This is a genomic window from Pseudomonas sp. NFX98, assembly GCF_047784845.1.
Taxonomy (GTDB): domain Bacteria; phylum Pseudomonadota; class Gammaproteobacteria; order Pseudomonadales; family Pseudomonadaceae; genus Aquipseudomonas.
Genome location: NZ_JBLNNF010000025.1, coordinates 24,754 through 40,959, shown reverse-complemented (window position 1 = coordinate 40,959; position 16,206 = coordinate 24,754). Strand labels below are relative to the sequence as shown.

The window sequence follows — 16,206 nt, the reverse complement described above, 5'->3', positions numbered from 1 at the left end:
ATAGCGCATGAGGTGGACCGTCGACCAAAGCAGACACTTGTACGTGAGAATCTGACGACTGGGCAATGGTGTGCCTGAATGTCTGCTATCGGCCGAACGCGGCCACTCACGAACGAGTACTTTCGGCCAAAAGCAGACGCTGAGCGAGTTGGCTCAGCGCGGAAATAATAAGGTCACGGCAAAACGAAAGCCCCAACCTTGTGGGCCGTCGTCAGGGCTATCGAGCCAATAACGTGGCCCCGCTTGCACCGTCAGTGGCTGGCCGCCGATTTTCAGCAGTTGCGTAACGGTCAGATTGACCGGTACCGACCATTCACGTGATTGCCAGTTGTAAGTCGATTCAGTGTTCACACCCCACGTAGTCAGGGTGCTGGTGGTGTAGGAGAGGAAGGGCTGCAGGAAGGTCTGATTGACCTTGTCCTTATCATCCGGCGGGCTGCCATCCAGCCCCCAGATGTGGTTGGCCAGGATGCCGTGAGTCCAGCCATTTTCCTGTTTCAGGGCGACTGCTGTCGGGCCGATCCCCCACTGCTCGCTGCCCAACAGTTCATCACTGCCCGTGGGAATCAATATTGCCGGGCCGACACCGAGTATCCAGCCACTGTCCGTGGGTTGTTTGGGTGAGAAGAAAAAGCTCTGGGTGATATCGCCGACACCGGACTTGTCCGCCGCACCGTTCGGCGCCAGGCCGTGCTGATCGATGACTGGCAGGATCGTACGGGAAATCACGTTCCAGTCATCGTTGAGGGTAAACGGCAGCACAGGCTGGATATTGGTAACGCTGTGCATGCCGTCACCGGTCGGCCCCATTTTCTGATCCCAGTTGTACTGGACAGGCAGGCTGTACATGGCCGCGACCGGGTTGAGCGCTTTCTTGGCCAGTTCCGCTGAGTCCTCAGCTTGAACACCCGGCACCCACCAAAGAGTGACGAGCACTGCTCGTCCCCATGCTCCAGCAAAGCTTGTAATTCCTCATACTTCGTCACCCTTGGGTCAATGATCAATGAGTGACAGGTTTAGGCTCAGGCAATTTGTACTCGTTGTTCTGAACGGAATTGTCCGGCATGTACACCCGGAAGGCCAACGTCCAGTTGTCCGTCGGAGCAATCAGCAGATTTTGCGCATCCTTACCGCAGCTTTGTGGATTGCCAAAGTGCAGAGTGAACGTTTTGGCATCCTTGTCGGGCACGATCTCGTGGTTTGAAAGGCTGGAGCCCTCCTCGGTGTGCAAATACAGGTCGTCACCGTACATCGTCATGGAATAGAAGCCCAACTGCGGATTGGTCATGCCCGGCACTGGATAAGTCGCGGTGTAACAGGTGTCTTTCTTGACCTTGTACGATTTGAAGGAGTACCAGGCATGCTGGTCGGGCAACAGCCCGGTAGCCACGGCGGCACCGATGTTGATGTCATCCTGCTGGATCGTGCCGCGCGCGCCCATGGTTTTACTCACGCCACGGGTGTCGGCCGCTTTTACGTAGTGCGCTTTAACCTGCTTGAGTTGCTCCTGATTCCAGTCAATGGCTTTGAAGGCTTTTGGCGTATATCCCGCCGGGAAGCTGACCTTGTATTCATCCTGTATGGCATTGGCCTTTGCCACATCTTCCGGATCGTTGGGGTTCACCTGAGTACGGATATTGACCACGACGAAATCCGTAACAGTTTTCGGGTCGATAACGTATTCACCGCCGCCGTAATAGACGTTGTCGGTGACATGATCGTGCTGCATGACATGAACCGAGGCGTAACGCCCATCGCCTTTGGGCACATGGATGGTGGCGCCGTGCGAGGCGTCAATGATGGCGAAGGAATACAGCGTATCGCGATTCATCAACACCGCCGGCTGCTTGTCGAGCTCCATCGGTTTGCGGTGGTTGTAGAACTTGTTCGTCGCACCCAGCTTCACCTCGTTCTGCATCGATTCATCCAGTACGGCGAAGGCGAAGTTTTCTCGGGTGACAGCCACATTCTTTTCGTTGACCAGGGTCGACTCCAGTTTTCGGGCCGCCTCCAGGCTGAGTAACGGCGTTTGGGCGTCGGTCTGTGCAGCATGAATATTTGTCGCCAGTACGCTCAACAAGACAGCAGCAGTGGTGAGTGACTTCATCGAATCCATCCTTGCGAAGGTTCAGAGGGCAGCAAATGCAAAGCGTAGATGCCTGTGATCAACGTACAATTTTTTCCGAGAGGTCGTTACTTCATTTTGGCGACATCGTCCGGCTTCCAGGTTTGATCATAGAACGCGTCTTCCGCGCCATAGAGACGCAAAGCGACGAGGAAGTTACGACCAGGGATGGTTTGAATGAACGCGGCATCTGCCACATCAGCGGGTTTTTCAGGCCCGAACCAGATTTCGATGGAGCCGTCCGACTGCTTGGGAATGTCGTAATAACCGTTGGTAGATGGCATCAGTTGCTTGGTCTCCGGCATGGTGCCGTCGGTGATGTTGTAGGCGGTAACCGCCCAAAACAGGGCCGCTGGTGCGTTTGGCGGGAGCCTCAACTTATAGGTGCTTGCGCCCTCCAGAAACTTCCCGTCTTTGTCGCGCCCGGTGAACGGATACTTAGAGCCGGCACCCGTGGTGTGCATCACCATCGCCGGCGCAGATGAATAGGCGAACTGGAAAAAGTTGGCGCGCTGGCTCACGTCCAGATAGCTGTCCTGCATCCACTCGGCTGTGCCGCCCGCCCAGGTATTTTCGTACTGGCGATCGTTGTAGTAGAGATTGCGCTTGTCCTCGCGGCCCAATTGGCGATTCGCCAGTATCATTTTCGGCGCCGTTTCTACTGCTTTTTTCAGCAGCGTCTTTTGATTCTCGGATGGGTTGAATGGCTCGCCTTTGATGATGCCGATCGAGGCCAGCACACCGCGCAACTCCGGATCAATTGCCTCCACCGGCTCGTAATCGACGAATGCCTTGAGTTTGGTCCAGTATTCGTTGTCCGTTGGGTACATCATGTTTAACGCCTTACCACTGGCGTCGGGAAACTCCATGGGCTTGACGTCCTTCTCCGTCATCGCCAACGGGTATACACGAGTACTTTCCGCCGCCTTGACCGCCGGAGCCGGGTCGGGTTTGCCCTCGCCCTTCGCCATGACGGTGCGGAAGAAGAGAAACACGTTATAGGTTCGCGATTTGACCACGAAATAACTGGCCGGTACTGGTCCGTTGTAGTCAGGCGGCAAGATCAGGTACAGGCCACCGCGCGCACGATCCGGTCCGATCGCTCCAACATCGGTGAGCGTGCGCTGAAAGAAGTCGGTGAACATACCGATGACGTTCGCCGGCGCCTTGACCACCAGCGGCCCGGTTTTCTTTAGATCGAGATAACTCATGGAATAAATCACGTCAGCATTCGGCGTCGGCACCATGGCACGCGAATCCATACGTTGTTTCCAGATCGGCAGCACGTTGTAACCACTACCGAACGCCTTTTCCGAGCCGTCGCGCATGCCTATGACATTAAGCGCTGGCAGCATAGTCATGTAGGCATGCACGGCTCGCTGGTAATACAACTCGTCGCGCAGACTTTCTGCTTCCTTAGGATCGAGCCAGTTTCCATTATTGATCTGCTTGATCAAAGGTGAAGCTGGAGCGGAATCTGCGGCTTGGGCGAAGGGAATGCAGACGAGCAGTGCAAGGGCTATTGCGGACAGTGACTTCGGTGCGTAAGTCATTCTTCGAATTCCTTTCTAATAGATGAAATAGCCTCAGTAAACGGTACTGTGAACAAAGGGGAAGCCCCTATCACTACGATGAAAATCCCGGCCCAAAGTTGATTTTGCTCGCTAGCGAATCGGCTGAAGGACACTAGCGTGCCTGCATCACTTTACTTTCTTGATGACTGGCGGCTTCCAGCTGCCATCGAGGATGGCCTGCTCGCCCCAATACGCACGGATGTACAAAGAGATGTTCTCTTTCGGCGAAGGCAACCAATTGGTTTCCTTATCTTTGCCTGGCGATGCCGGACTGATGTACAGCGTCAGCGAACCATCGGCATTACGCTTCAGATCCTTGTTTTTGGTGCCCAAGGAGTAACGTTTGAGCGGGTTTTCGCTGAACAGGTGATGCTGGTTATAGAGCGTCAGTGACCAGAAGCCCTGCACCGGTGGCTCTTGCCCTTTGGCGAAGGTGACTTCGTAATTATGGCTACCAACCAACTGCGCACCGGCACCATCAAGATCACTGTAAAAATACTGAGTTTCGGTGGGCCGGTTGTCGAACATGTTCGACTTGGCCGTACCCGTGCGATTGTAGTAGTCCACGCCCCACTGGGCATTGTTGGCTGAGCGGTTCCAGCCATTGCCTGCAGGACGACCATTGTGCTTCCACTGGAAGAACGGCTTGATCACCTCCTGCTCGGCTTGCGTGGCCACCTCCACGATTGCCTTCTTGATCGCAGGATCTTTGGCCGCGGCATCCATCAACTGCCGAAACTGAGCGTAGAGCGCTTCTTCGCCCGGTAACGGCGGAACCATCCTCAGTATTTGGGGGAACTCATCAAAGAATTTTTCAGGAACGACCCATTTGGTTTCACCGGCACTGGCAGAGGCAGCATTCGGGTTAGGTATGGTGGGTGATTTCTTCCAGTCAACGGTTTTCATTTTTCCGTCGAAATCACTAAGGGGGTAGAAGACAACCTGGTTTAGTTTCTCCTGAATGGCCTCGCGATCTTCCGGCGTGCTGTCCATGAACACGCGTGGTATGACGTTGGCCAACGCCGTGGGGCTGCGAACAATGGCCACGACGCCTTCAGGTTTCTCACCCTTCCAATTGGGCCCGACCAAGAGATAGAAACCTGGTTTGGTGTTGTACGGCTTACCTACTTCACCGAACTGATCAGTACGCTGGTCATACAGGGCATAGACCCAGAAGCGGTCACCGAAATCCGGCACCTGGGCGATAACAGGTTGCTCGTCCAAAGAGAAAAAGCCCAAGCCATACGCCACATCCTGGTTCGGGCATGTGACGAAAGTCTCCGACGGTACAATGTAATCATGCAACATCGAGACGTAACCGAAGGGTGCTACCGGCAGAATGCCGCCCAGTAGACCGGGTTTAGGTGCCTTGGTAATGGTCTGGCTGCGGTTGAGCATGTTCACCATAGGCCATCCCCAGACGTAGGCCATACGTGCGATGGTCTTGGCGTACTCGGGGTGCATATTCACATCGCTGGTGGGCTGTGTAAGGCTAGCAGGACTGACCTGAGCTTGATCCTCGGCGTGAATCGTAGGGGCACAGAACGCCAGAACTGCCATGGCTGACGTAAGTGCTTTTAAAGCATGGGTCATCGTCGACTTCCTTGCATGATTTGAAATTGCCGCGACACAGAGTCGAATTCATGAGCAGTTGAGGAACTCTTGTGTGGCGTATAGCCAGCATTTGCTCGCCTTCCCGAGCAACGCGTAGGAGTCTAGACGGCAGGTTTCATACCGCAAGAAAGAGGTCTGATGAGTGAAAGCGGTCGATTGTGAGCGGCCGTTATTGGCCGTTTTCTGCCTGTCACGGGGGGGGCAGAAAACGACCCATAGCGGTCGTTGAGTTGCCACAAAAAACAGCTGATCACGGAAGAAAAGTTTTGACGTTAGGCAGTTGGAAATCTTGCGGTGAAAGTGGTGCCGTCCTCAAAGGTAGAATCCACTGATACATCACCACCATGCGCCTTGGCGATTTCTCGAACAATGAACAGCCCAAGTCCAACGCTGCGTAAATCGGTGTCGTGACTGGTGCCACGGGTCATCGGCTCAAATAAGGCGGCTTTCAAAGCGCCCGATATTACGGGGCCGGCGTTGTGAACGCTGATGCTCGCAGTCTCGTTTTCTATCCTGGAAATAATAGTGATCGATTGTTGTAGATCGCCGTAGGCCACACTATTGGCCACCAGGTTGCCGATGATCTGTTGTACCCGGTCAGCATCCATCTTGATGATGCCACTGCCTATAGTTGTATGAATGAGCCTGGCCTGTGGGAAGGCGACTTGCAGTTCCGCCACGCTTTTAGCGGCGACTCTATGCAGGTCGTCCATAGCGAAAGAAACGGTGATGCCTCGACCCACTCTGACCAGTGCGAAATCCAGCAATTCGACAATCATTCGATGGGCTCGATCTGCCGAATTGTTGATGTGGCCCAGCAAATTTGTTTCTTTAGTTCTTTGTTCAGTTCGAGCAAGGATTTCTGAGGCCATTTTGATGGCGGTCAGCGGATTCTTCAGATCATGACTGACAATCGCGACCATTTGTTCGGCGAACAACGCACGGCGTTGGGCCTTTTCATGTGCCTCCTTGAGCTTATCTTGTGCGGCAAGCAAAGCGGCATCGGCTGCCAACTTTTTGGACAGCAGATCCTCCGCATCTTGGCGCGCTTTCAACAGCTCGCGCTCGTATTTATCGCGGTCGGTGGTGCAGAACAAGGCCAACTCATAAAAGGCACCAGTGGCGTGCTCACGCCTCACACCGTTAAGCAACATCGGAACGATGTGTTTGTCTTGATGAACCAGATCGAGCTTCACCTCGGCGACAGACCCCTGCATTCGCATCAGGGGAGCCCAGTGAGTCTGGTGAAAAATCCGACCACCCATGGTCAGAAGGTCTTGGAAGCGCCGGCCGCCAAGGTCTGGCTGACTGATGCCGACCCAATTGCTGAATGTAAGATTTGCTTTCAGGATTGTGCCATCTTCCTGAGTAACCACCAGGCCACAGGGCGCCCCGTCGAACAGTGACTCGGCGTCGGGGGTGGCCGGCATTTCACTGGCCATTTCGATTATCTGTCCAGGGTAGGAGAAAATTATCCATGGCTTCGGAACAAGCGCTGGGCGCACTCATGTGGGGACAATGCCCAACATTGGCGATCAGGCAAAGCGTGCTGTTGGGCAGAACGTTATGCAGGTACTCACCTACGGCGACAGGCGCAATAATGTCGTCGGTCGATTGCAAAATCAGGGTAGGCGTCGATAAACCAGTGACATCTTTTCGGTTGTCCGACAGAAAGGTCACTCGGGCAAATTGTTTGGCGATTTCAGGGTCGGTTCGGCAAAAACTGTTAGTAAGCGCGTCGCCAAGCTCGGGTTGTCCTGGAGCCCCCATGATGACCGGTGCCATGGTGCTAGACCAGCCCAGGTAGTTGCTGTCGAGAGTATCGAGTAATGAGTGGATGTCTTCGAGTTTGAATCCACCGACGTAACCCTCCGAATCGATATAACAGGGAGAGGGGCCAATCATCACGTGGGCAGCGATTGAATTGCTTAGCTGCCGATCCGCGAGCGCGCCAATCATGGCGCTAACAGAATGCCCGACCAGAATTACCGGACCGCTGGCAAACTGCTCGATGACTTCAACCAAGTCCTGCGCGTATCCCTGGAGAGAGCTGTATTTTGCTCGGTCGTAGGCACCAAGGTCAGACTGGCCCGCCCCCACCAAGTCATAAAGTATGACTTTGAAGCGGCTGGTGAAGTGATTGACCAGATAGCTCCACATGGTTTGATCGCAGCCAAAGCCGTGGGAAAAGATCAGCGTCGCCGTACCTTCGCCCATGACGGTTACATTATTGCGATACTGAATTGACATGGTGGACACTCCAAAGAACCAAAAGCAGATTTTTGGTCCATCCGCGAGTGTAGATAGGTCGACGCCAGACGTCACTTGCAAAAGCATTGCCGACTTCTAAGACAAAACGGCGCCTACCGAGAACGGCTTTCAGATAATGAAGGGCTGCTTTTGGCCGATTTCTGCCTGTTGCGACCGAATCAAGATAACCAGTTAATGCCTCTCACTCAGGTTTCCTTCGGCAGTGCTTCATTTGATTCAAATCGGGCGACAACGATCGGCTTTTCGGTGGACAAACCACTTGGTGGTGATCTGTATGCGCGCGTACTGATCCGAAAATTAACAGAACTCTTGCCTAAGGCTTCCGGAGGTCATTAGCTTCCTTTGCGCGCGGCTGATGAACCCCTTCATTGGTTCCGAAATCGAACCACTTCAAAGTCGCGTTTTTTCTGGATGGAAGCGAGAAGTCATTTCAGGATAATGAATGGGAGTCCGGTTGTATGTCTCGCACAAACCATCTTGCATTGGTCAGATATTAGAAATGGTAATTGGGGCAACCCTATCAGATGGATCATCTCCACAAACGCCATGTTTTTTTAGGTGCACCTCAGGTGCTACACATAACCGGATTCAATGGAACTGAAATAATTGGTTTTTAGCGAATTGAGGAGGTTATTTTTGTTGCTGTAATTCTGAGGTAGTCAAAATGATACATGGATGAATATATGGTTCAGTCCATTTTCACGTTTTCGTGCCGGTGGGCTTCTCCCAGCTCGATGCCGGTCAACTGGCTGCCGGCTTTTAGGTCGACGGGCATCAGGCTAAAGAAGTTGTCGCTACCCATGGACGGCTCCAGTAGCTTGGCCCATTTGTTACCCCCCTCGCGCGCGCGCGTACTGCTCCAATAATCATCAAAACTTCCACGCTTTAGTGCCTACGAAAATAGTCCAACAATACGCTTAGGGGACTGCTGAAACACGGTTCTGGAACCGAACCACGTCACGCTCCAGCTTCTCTTCGATAGCCAGACGCACGAACTCCGAACGGTTACCCTTAGCCGGGTGCCCGCCACCAAGGGGATAACCAATTAGCTCGTCAATGGATTCCACCGTGTCGCCCTCAACGGACAAAATCAGGCGGATTTTGGGCTGATTCTTGAACAGACGGTTTTTGCTCATCGCTTACTCCTCGGTCTTAACTTTTCACATCCCCCCACGGCCGCATAATCCGAAAATCAGGCGGCATCTTGGGTGGGTTTTACTTTGCGCCGTTGCGCCGATGGTGTTCCGGGCTGCGCCGTTGATGATTGGCGCACTGGCGCAAGCACCCCCATGTGCTGCGCCGATGCGCTGAGGGGGTTATAGGGGGTGGCGCGGCGCACTTTAAACACTCAAGATTGGGACATTTTCGAGCGGAACAGCGGGCGTCTCTGGCAGTTCGACCAGCTCAAAGAGCTCACGGATTTTACGCTGGGGCGTCTTGTATTTGATGCGCCGTACGTGCCCGGTGCGGATCAACGCAGTAATGGCATGTGCCGCACGCTGATCGCCCGCCTTACCCCGGAACATTCGGCTGTATTCTGGCAGTGATTGCAGCGCCTTCATTGCCGAGTGCGCGCCGGGGGTCACGGTGGCTGGCACCTTGATACCCGCGTCATTAGCTGCCGTAAAGACACGGATGATCTCAGCCTGGTCGAAGCTCTCAGTGGTTAGGCCATTACCTTGAGAGCCCGCCTCAGGTACAGGAACGCCATCCACGAACAAAAAAGCCATAGGCTCAGCACGCACGCTAAGGTTGGCCTTCTCATGTACGAGAAGAATGCGCCCATCCTTTTCCATCAGTGCCAAACGCGAGCGAGCGCTGTTGTGCCAGGCAGTCGAACCGCTATAGTTGTTACCGCGTGCGCCATCCTTGGCAGCGCTCTTATCGATATGCGCCAGCAGAACCACAGCAGCATTGTGCTTGCGGGCAATGTCGGCCAAGCCACGCACAAAAGCACGTACCATACGGCGGCTGTTTTCGTTCGCATCGAACGCATCAGAAGCGTTGTCAATCACGATCAACCCCGCACCATGAGAACCCGCTTCCAGCTCCCGGTATGCCTGGGTGAAAACGGGTTGCGCGCTGAAGCCATCGCCCTCAGTCATAAGAGCGGTGATGGTTTGCGTGCCGTCTAACAGGCGAAAGGAGGCAAGCACGCGCTCTGCGGGCAGCCCGTATTCCTCAATGATACTGCGCAAGCGCAGACGCACGAGGCTGGCTTCATCCTCCAAGCTCACGAACAGCACGGGGGATTGCTCGACTTCGAGACCGGCGAAGGGAAGACCGCAAGCGACATGCGCGCAGATGACCAAGGCGAGGCTAGATTTACCGATGCCGCCATGCCCCCCGAACAGCGTCACATGCCGGCGAGGCATCAACGGTGTCACGGCATAGCGCACAGCATCCGGACTGGCGTTCATAACGTCGTCCAACTTCACCTCCAGCAACACAAGGCGCGGCGGTGTTGCGGCATTCCCCAGCGCTACCAGCTGACGATCCAACTGGTCGACTCGTTCGTGTGCAAATGCCAGCCGTGCGGTGCTCTCTTCACTCAAGGCGCCGGCCTCAGCCTCTGACTTTGCAATCTCGATAATCAAGCGCTCAGAATCGCGTTCGTGTTCCAGCTTGATGCGTCGGAACTCCCGGCGCTGGTCTTGGCTCATGTTCTCAGGGAACAGGTCTCGCATCTCCAAGCCAACCGCGCCCAATACGTCACGGGGATCGCAGCCGGCAAAGCAGTGAACCAGTGCGCGGCCATCCCCGGCCCGCGACAGGCTCAGGGATGGAGACTTGTCTTGATGTGCGGGGCATACAGCCATGAAGCTGTCGCCGTGTTGCTTGACACCTTTCATACGCGAAACCACCACGCTGAGTGGTTCACCGTGGTTGTGGATGGCGGTTTTGTTCATGCTGCCTCCATGATCAGCCGATACAGAAGTGCTACAAACGTCAGCAGCACAGGCAGGCGGAGGGCGTACTCAAGGACCGACAAGGCGCGGATGAGGGTGATAAACTGGCCACGCGACGGGCTGCTCTGCTGGTATGGGGGGCGGCTCTTTTTCATTTAGAGCACCTCGCCGATGTACACACCACCAGCCTTCAGGCTACCGAAGCAGCCCTTAGCGACGGGGTCGACAAACAGCAGATACCAGCCGCTCAGACTGCCAGGCTCATCACCGGGGACATGGAAATGATGGGGTTTGCCGTCTGGCACCGGTACACAATCAAGCGGGCCATAAGCAGCTTGCAGAACATCAAGAAACAACAGGGAGTGGCCGTTTTTCATTATTGGCACTCCAACTGCTCGGAAATCCAGGCTTCGATCTCCAGCGAGTCCCAGCCAACAACATTCGCACCGGCGATGCGGCGGGTCTTCGGAAACCGGCCCTCTTTCATCAAATCATAGATTTTGGTACGCCCCAAACCCGTTGCAGACTTCACAGCAGGGAGCCGCAAGATGCGGCGCTGCTGACGCTGGGTGGCTTTCTGTTGGGCGTATTCTTGGTTGGTTGCTGCCATCGTCACTACCTTTGAGGATCACCCCGGTTTGGGGCGGACGATGGCATTTCATCTGGAGGTGACGCAGGCTCTAACCGGCCATAACGCGCTTTATGAGGGAACTGCCGACTAGCGGCCCTAATATCTCCAAGAGGGTGCCGTCGGGGTAGTGCTCAATCTCAGACTTGTATTGGGCATGGGCTACCTTGACCGCCTTTTCTCCCTCACCATCAGGGAACATGAGATTTGCTGCGTCGCCTATTGCGTCCTGCCACAGGACACCCTTTCGCATCAGAAACTCCACACAAGCTGCCGCTGTCACATCACGCTCCGTTGTTTCTTCACGGTCGTACCCACCTCTCCACAGTTTCAAACCGAATGCTTGGCATCCGGTTCTCTTGTCCTCCACAACTCTCGCAAAGACCAAGGCCATGTATTCGTGGAGAAAATCTCTGTCGTACGGATAGCCGCTGCTCATGCGCTCATGAAAGTAATCATGGAGGTTTTGGGCCGCTTCTGGGTCATGGCCATTCTTGATGGAAGCTAATGCTGCGTTAAGGTCATCGCGCGTAACTTTTGCCCACTTCATCTCTCACTGCTCTCCTAACAGATATTGGCCCCTGGCATTGACCATCGTTTTCCGCCAGCCGTACTTAAGCTCGATTGAAATCGTATTGAATGATGTTTGTCGCTAGCGGCGTGGTAATGAATTTCGCCCAATCAGCCATCAAGGCACGGCGCTTCTCGATGAAGTCGGATCGGGAGTAGGCCGCCTCGGTCTGATCACGCTCGTCGTGCGCCAAGGCCAGTTCGCAGACTTCACGAGGATACTGAGTGTATTCGCTTGCCCAGTCACGGAAGCTGGACCGAAAGCCGTGACGGGTCACATCATCATGCCCAAGGCTATGTAACAAGTTGCGGACGGCGTTAGCGTGCATAACGCCAGTCTTGCCTTGGCCAGGAAATAGGTAGGAGCTGTCCTCATCGCGCGGCAGGGCTTCCAGCAGCTCGACAACCTCAGGAGCCAGGGGAATGTTGAAGGCCTGGCGCATTTTCATCCGCTCGGCAGGCAGCGACCAGATACCTGCCTTCAAGTCGAACTCCGACCATTCTGCAAATCGGACCATGAGCGCACGCGCACCAGTGAGGATGAGCAGTCGAGCCGCTACTGAGGCGCGAGATTCGTCCATCGTAAGCTTGATCATAAGCGTCGGCACATCCTTCCACTTCATCGCAGGAAAATGCTGGCGCTGGCGGGCTTTTTTCTTTTCCACTTTGCTCAGCAGGCTGTCCAGGTGCCCGCGCCAGCGTGCCGGATTGTCGCCATCGCGCAGCTTGTGCGCCTTGGCGGCGTCTAGGACCTGCTCGATTTGTCCACGCACTTCGTCGGCGGTGCGGGTCTTGGTTGGCCAGATGGGGCGAAGCACTTTCAGGACCTGCTCGGTCTGAACCTCAGCAGCAGGCAGCTTGCCGATGACGGGGAAGGCATACAGCTCTAGTTTCCGCAGCCAGCCTTTACGCCACTTTTCCGACCAAGTGGAACCATGCGCGTTCCGGTATTCGGTCGCAAGCGACTCAAAAGTCACATGACGCGATTGCGCTTGTCGCTCTGCTTCACGCTTCACTTCTCGCTCGAAATCACGGGCGGCCAGAGGGTCACTGCCAGCAGCCAGGACCTTGCGTTGATCTGCGGCCAGTTCGCGGGCCTTCGCGAGAGTTATGGTTGGATAAGGGCCTAGACCCATTTCACGGCCTTTGCCCTCAATCTTGTAGCGGAAAATCCAACTGGACACCCCTGCTTTGCTTATCTGGAAATACAGACCATCACCGTCGTTGGTTTTGCCTGCGTCTCCAGACCGGGCGAGTGATTCGATTGCCTTGATCGTCAGCTTGCCCATAAAGCCTCCTCAGTCCGACCCACACTTTGACCCACACCCTAATCGCGGTTTCCAGCGATCAACGGCGGACACTCACGGACTGATAGTAGGCTTAAAGCCCTGTAAAATCTAGGCTTTAAGGAAGTCGGCGAAAAGCTGCGGACGAAAGAAAAGCCGGCCACAAGCCGGCTTTTTAATGCCTGTAGAAAAGCAGGCCTCTCATCTGAAATCCGAACAAAGTCTTGTCTGGCCTGGGCAGCAATTGCTACCGTAACGACAAACGTCATTACAGGTGTCCCACCATGGCTTCCATCAACATTCGAATCGACGATGAATTGAAGCAGCGTTCATTTGCTGAGCTGGAAAAGCTCGGCGTCACGCCTTCCGAGTTGCTACGCCAAACCCTTCAATACGTCGCCGAACGCGGCAAATTGCCTTTCAAGGCTGCATTACTCAGCGAAGAGGATGAAGCACTCATCGCCGTGGTCACTGAACGTCTTGCCGCGCCTCAGCGAGTCAAGGTAAGTCTGGATGACCTATAGCCTCGAATTTGATCGGCGCGCATTGAAAGAGTGGAACAAACTGGGCGACACGTTACGCCAACAGTTCAAGAAAAAACTTGCTGAAATACTCGAGAACCCACGCATTGAAGCCAATCGGCTGCGGCAACTGCCTGACTGCTACAAACTCAAACTGCGCAGCGCCGGGTATCGTCTGATCTATCAGGTTATCGATCAGGAAGTGGTGGTTTTTGTGATTGCCATCGGAAAGCGCGAGCGTGAAGCCGCTTACCAAGATGCACAGGAGCGAATCCTCACGGATAACTAAACCCCTTAACCAACGTCAACTCCCCCACCGCCCGCATCGGCACCAGAAAAGTCTCCATCTTCTCGCTCGGCGTCCCCTCTTCCGTTATCACCGTCACCTGCGCCGTAGTCAGCGGTTGTACGGCATCCTCCTGCCCTTCTTCATCGCTGCGATAGCCGCCGCCGAAGTAGTTCACATACACCAGGTACTGTCCTTTGATCGGCGCGGGCATGGCGAAAATTTCCGGGCCGTAGCCGGTGGTGACGTCGACATCGAGTGCCGCGCCGTTAGGGGCGACGCGGTCGCCGTACCAGATGTGGGCGCCGTCGGGGGTGATGAGGTGCAGGTCGAGGTCGGTGCCGTCGCTGTCCCAGGCCAGCAGTACGCGGAGTTTGGCCGGGGTGGCGCCGCCGCTGGTATTGAGGAACTGCGTGCGGTGGCGCTGTTGTCCGTCAGGGCTGCGCACTTCGACGCTGTTGCTGCCGTTGGGAAATGAGAACGGGCGGTCGAAGCCGCCGGCGGGGTCGATCTTCAGCGGCATGCTGACGCCGTTGACGATCAGCCGACCGGGCTCGGCGGATTTCGGTGTGGCGTGGATCTGGCCGCTGATTCGCGCTGTGTTGGCCTGCCCGGCCGGGGTGTTTACCGAGGAGGCGGGATAGTTGACGGTCTGACGAAAACTTTCGCCCTCGCCCTCCGGTGCGCCGGTTCGCCAGCCTCCAGAAGGCGTGTCGAGTTTTACGCCTTGCGCCATCGTCATCGGTAGCACCGACAACGTACAGAGCAACAGCAAGACCTGTGGATAACGGAATGTCATGGTCTATTCCAGCAAAAGGTGGCGGGCGAGCCCTTCGATGTAGGTTTCATCCTGGCCATTGGGGTGTGCTTCGAAGGCCAGGTGCAGGTATTCGTGGGTCAGGTCGAGGCGGTCTTGCAGCGAGAGCACGCCGCGCACGTAGATGCGCTGGCGTTCGCGGTCGACGTACGGGCGGCCAAAGCTCAGCCGGCAGACGGCAAAGGTGCTGACTTCGTTGTAGCCCACTTCGCTTTCCAGACGAGGACGCCAGCCGCGCCGTTGTTTTTGCAGCCAGTCTTGCGCGGCGGGCAGGGCTTCGCAGGAAGCTACCGGGTTGTCCCAACGGCTGAGGCTGGCGCGCGGATAAGCGTGCAGCAGGATCGTGTCGTAACGCTGGCCGGAGCGGGCCTGTTCGACTGCGTGTTGCCAGGACAGTTTGTCCGGCCCGGGTTGATCAGAATGGTAAGTAACGGCGCTGCCGGCCAGCACCAGATCGCTGGTCCACGCCGCAATGTTGCGCGCTTCGATGGTAGCTGGACGTGGCGCGACCCGCTGACGCTGGCTGCTGTCGTCGATGCTCAGGCATTCCCCGTTGCGCGTGGCGTTTTGCAGAAGGTAGGTGCGGATGGCAACGGCCAAGGCCTTGGCGGCTTCGACCGGTTCGGGAGTGGCTTCGCGCTGAAGCACGCGGGCGACATACTCTTCGCGGTCCAGCCGGGCGACGAGCTTGTCCTTGAGCAAAAACAGCTCGCCATCACTGTGAACATCGAGTTGATTGCCATTGACGAACTCGACACGGTAATCGCCCCGCAACGGCCCGGAAGTCGCCACTCGATCACCCGACAACACGCGCCGAAGCGGGTAGCGGGAGAACAACCCAACCTCCACACACTTCCCCGCCTCCGCAGGCCAGGATGCAGGCACCACCGCAGAGATCGCCCCGGCGTAATCGCGCAGAACCCGCTGACTGGTCCCGCGTCCACCGGCCCAGATTGGTGTGCCGTCCGCCGTCCAACCGGCGAATCCGCCCTGCCGCGTCGCAGCATCCTTGTCCCCTAGCCAGCTCCAGGTTTTCACCCGTAACCGGCTGCCGAGTTCACCGACGACATTGCCGTCCGCCGCGCTCAACACCACATCGAGCAGTACGCGCCGGGCTTGATCCTGCGCCGGCATCACGGCCAACACGCGGAGCAACTCAGCCACCGAAACCCGGGTAGCGGGCTGCAAGGACGGCAAATCCAGCAACCATTGCGGCGCCTGCCGAACCTGCCAATACGCGCGCCATTGAGCAGCGTCGATCCCCAAGCGCACAGGCTCAAAGTACAAACCACAGGATTTCACCAACGCCTGATCACGCTCGATCTTGCCGCCTGCGGTGCAGCAATAGACTTCCTCTTTCGACTGCCCACCACATTCATACGCCGGCTCACGGGCGCCGGTGTCCACCAGCCAGCCATAGACAAACAGCTTCCACACACTGCCCAACGGGGTCTGCACAGTGTCCGGCAATGGTTCGCGCGACAGCAGCTGCGTCCGGCTCAACGTCAGCAACTCATCCTTGAATGCCACACGCAAAGGTTCGTCCTGCGCCATGGCCAGCGCAGGCATCAAACACAAAAGCCAACAGAGCAGAGACCGGAACAT

General features: G+C 56.0%; 17 protein-coding genes. 2 read left to right on the top strand and 15 right to left on the bottom strand.

Annotated elements, in window-relative coordinates; genetic code table 11:
* Positions 1 to 153: 153 nt before the first annotated feature.
* The 13 genes from ACM110_RS26855 to ACM110_RS26795 form a co-directional block, all read right to left on the bottom strand.
* Positions 154 to 936 carry a transporter gene (locus tag ACM110_RS26855; protein ID WP_416130139.1) on the bottom strand — a complete coding sequence of 261 codons (783 nt, stop codon included), beginning with the start codon at positions 934 to 936 and terminating at the stop codon, positions 154 to 156.
* 64 nt (positions 937 to 1,000) lie between these two features.
* Positions 1,001 to 2,107, bottom strand: a complete 1,107-nt coding sequence (locus ACM110_RS26850) for a DUF1254 domain-containing protein (protein ID WP_416130138.1) — start codon at positions 2,105 to 2,107, stop codon at positions 1,001 to 1,003.
* An 86-nt stretch (positions 2,108 to 2,193) separates the two neighbouring features.
* Positions 2,194 to 3,678, bottom strand: a complete 1,485-nt coding sequence (locus tag ACM110_RS26845; protein WP_416130137.1) for a DUF1254 domain-containing protein — start codon at positions 3,676 to 3,678, stop codon at positions 2,194 to 2,196.
* A gap of 147 nt (positions 3,679 to 3,825) precedes the next feature.
* Entirely contained in the window at positions 3,826 to 5,292 is a 1,467-nt protein-coding gene (locus ACM110_RS26840; protein ID WP_416130136.1) for a DUF1254 domain-containing protein, read from the bottom strand.
* 293 nt (positions 5,293 to 5,585) lie between these two features.
* Positions 5,586 to 6,755 carry an ATP-binding protein gene (locus tag ACM110_RS26835; protein WP_416130135.1) on the bottom strand — a complete coding sequence of 390 codons (1,170 nt, stop codon included), beginning with the start codon at positions 6,753 to 6,755 and terminating at the stop codon, positions 5,586 to 5,588.
* The gene (locus ACM110_RS26830) at positions 6,745 to 7,563 is read right to left on the bottom strand and encodes an alpha/beta fold hydrolase (RefSeq protein ID WP_416130134.1); all 819 of its coding nucleotides are present in this window, start codon (positions 7,561 to 7,563) and stop codon (positions 6,745 to 6,747) included. Before ACM110_RS26830 ends, ACM110_RS26835 begins: the two co-directional genes overlap by 11 nt.
* A 938-nt stretch (positions 7,564 to 8,501) precedes the next feature.
* On the bottom strand, positions 8,502 to 8,720 hold the full coding sequence (locus ACM110_RS26825) for a hypothetical protein (RefSeq protein ID WP_416130133.1): 219 nt from the start codon (positions 8,718 to 8,720) through the stop codon (positions 8,502 to 8,504).
* A gap of 204 nt (positions 8,721 to 8,924) precedes the next feature.
* Positions 8,925 to 10,493: an AAA family ATPase gene (locus ACM110_RS26820; protein ID WP_416130132.1), complete on the bottom strand. Its 1,569-nt coding sequence runs from the start codon at positions 10,491 to 10,493 to the stop codon at positions 8,925 to 8,927.
* Positions 10,490 to 10,648, bottom strand: coding sequence for a hypothetical protein (locus tag ACM110_RS26815; protein ID WP_416130131.1), 159 nt, complete (start codon positions 10,646 to 10,648; stop codon positions 10,490 to 10,492). The genes ACM110_RS26820 and ACM110_RS26815 overlap by 4 nt, the downstream gene beginning before the upstream one ends.
* Positions 10,649 to 10,870, bottom strand: a complete 222-nt coding sequence (locus ACM110_RS26810; RefSeq protein WP_416130130.1) for a hypothetical protein — start codon at positions 10,868 to 10,870, stop codon at positions 10,649 to 10,651.
* The gene (locus ACM110_RS26805; RefSeq protein ID WP_416130129.1) at positions 10,870 to 11,103 is read right to left on the bottom strand and encodes an AlpA family phage regulatory protein; all 234 of its coding nucleotides are present in this window, start codon (positions 11,101 to 11,103) and stop codon (positions 10,870 to 10,872) included. The genes ACM110_RS26810 and ACM110_RS26805 overlap by 1 nt, the downstream gene beginning before the upstream one ends.
* 70 nt (positions 11,104 to 11,173) lie before the next feature.
* Entirely contained in the window at positions 11,174 to 11,671 is a 498-nt protein-coding gene (locus tag ACM110_RS26800) for a hypothetical protein (protein WP_416130128.1), read from the bottom strand.
* A gap of 64 nt (positions 11,672 to 11,735) precedes the next feature.
* On the bottom strand, positions 11,736 to 12,980 hold the full coding sequence (locus tag ACM110_RS26795) for a tyrosine-type recombinase/integrase (RefSeq protein WP_416130127.1): 1,245 nt from the start codon (positions 12,978 to 12,980) through the stop codon (positions 11,736 to 11,738).
* Positions 12,981 to 13,261: 281 nt separating this feature from the next.
* Here ACM110_RS26795 and ACM110_RS26790 point away from each other — a divergent pair, with 281 nt between their 5' ends.
* Positions 13,262 to 13,501: a type II toxin-antitoxin system RelB/DinJ family antitoxin gene (locus tag ACM110_RS26790; protein ID WP_095197216.1), complete on the top strand. Its 240-nt coding sequence runs from the start codon at positions 13,262 to 13,264 to the stop codon at positions 13,499 to 13,501.
* Positions 13,491 to 13,787 carry a type II toxin-antitoxin system RelE family toxin gene (locus ACM110_RS26785; RefSeq protein WP_416130126.1) on the top strand — a complete coding sequence of 99 codons (297 nt, stop codon included), beginning with the start codon at positions 13,491 to 13,493 and terminating at the stop codon, positions 13,785 to 13,787. Before ACM110_RS26790 ends, ACM110_RS26785 begins: the two co-directional genes overlap by 11 nt.
* On the opposite strand, the gene ACM110_RS26780 is transcribed toward ACM110_RS26785, so the two are convergent.
* On the bottom strand, positions 13,774 to 14,583 hold the full coding sequence (locus ACM110_RS26780; protein WP_416130125.1) for a YfaP family protein: 810 nt from the start codon (positions 14,581 to 14,583) through the stop codon (positions 13,774 to 13,776). The genes ACM110_RS26785 and ACM110_RS26780 overlap by 14 nt on opposite strands.
* 3 nt (positions 14,584 to 14,586) lie before the next feature.
* Positions 14,587 to 16,206 (bottom strand): DUF2300 domain-containing protein, encoded by a 1,620-nt coding sequence (locus ACM110_RS26775; protein WP_416130124.1) that lies wholly within the window; start codon positions 16,204 to 16,206, stop codon positions 14,587 to 14,589.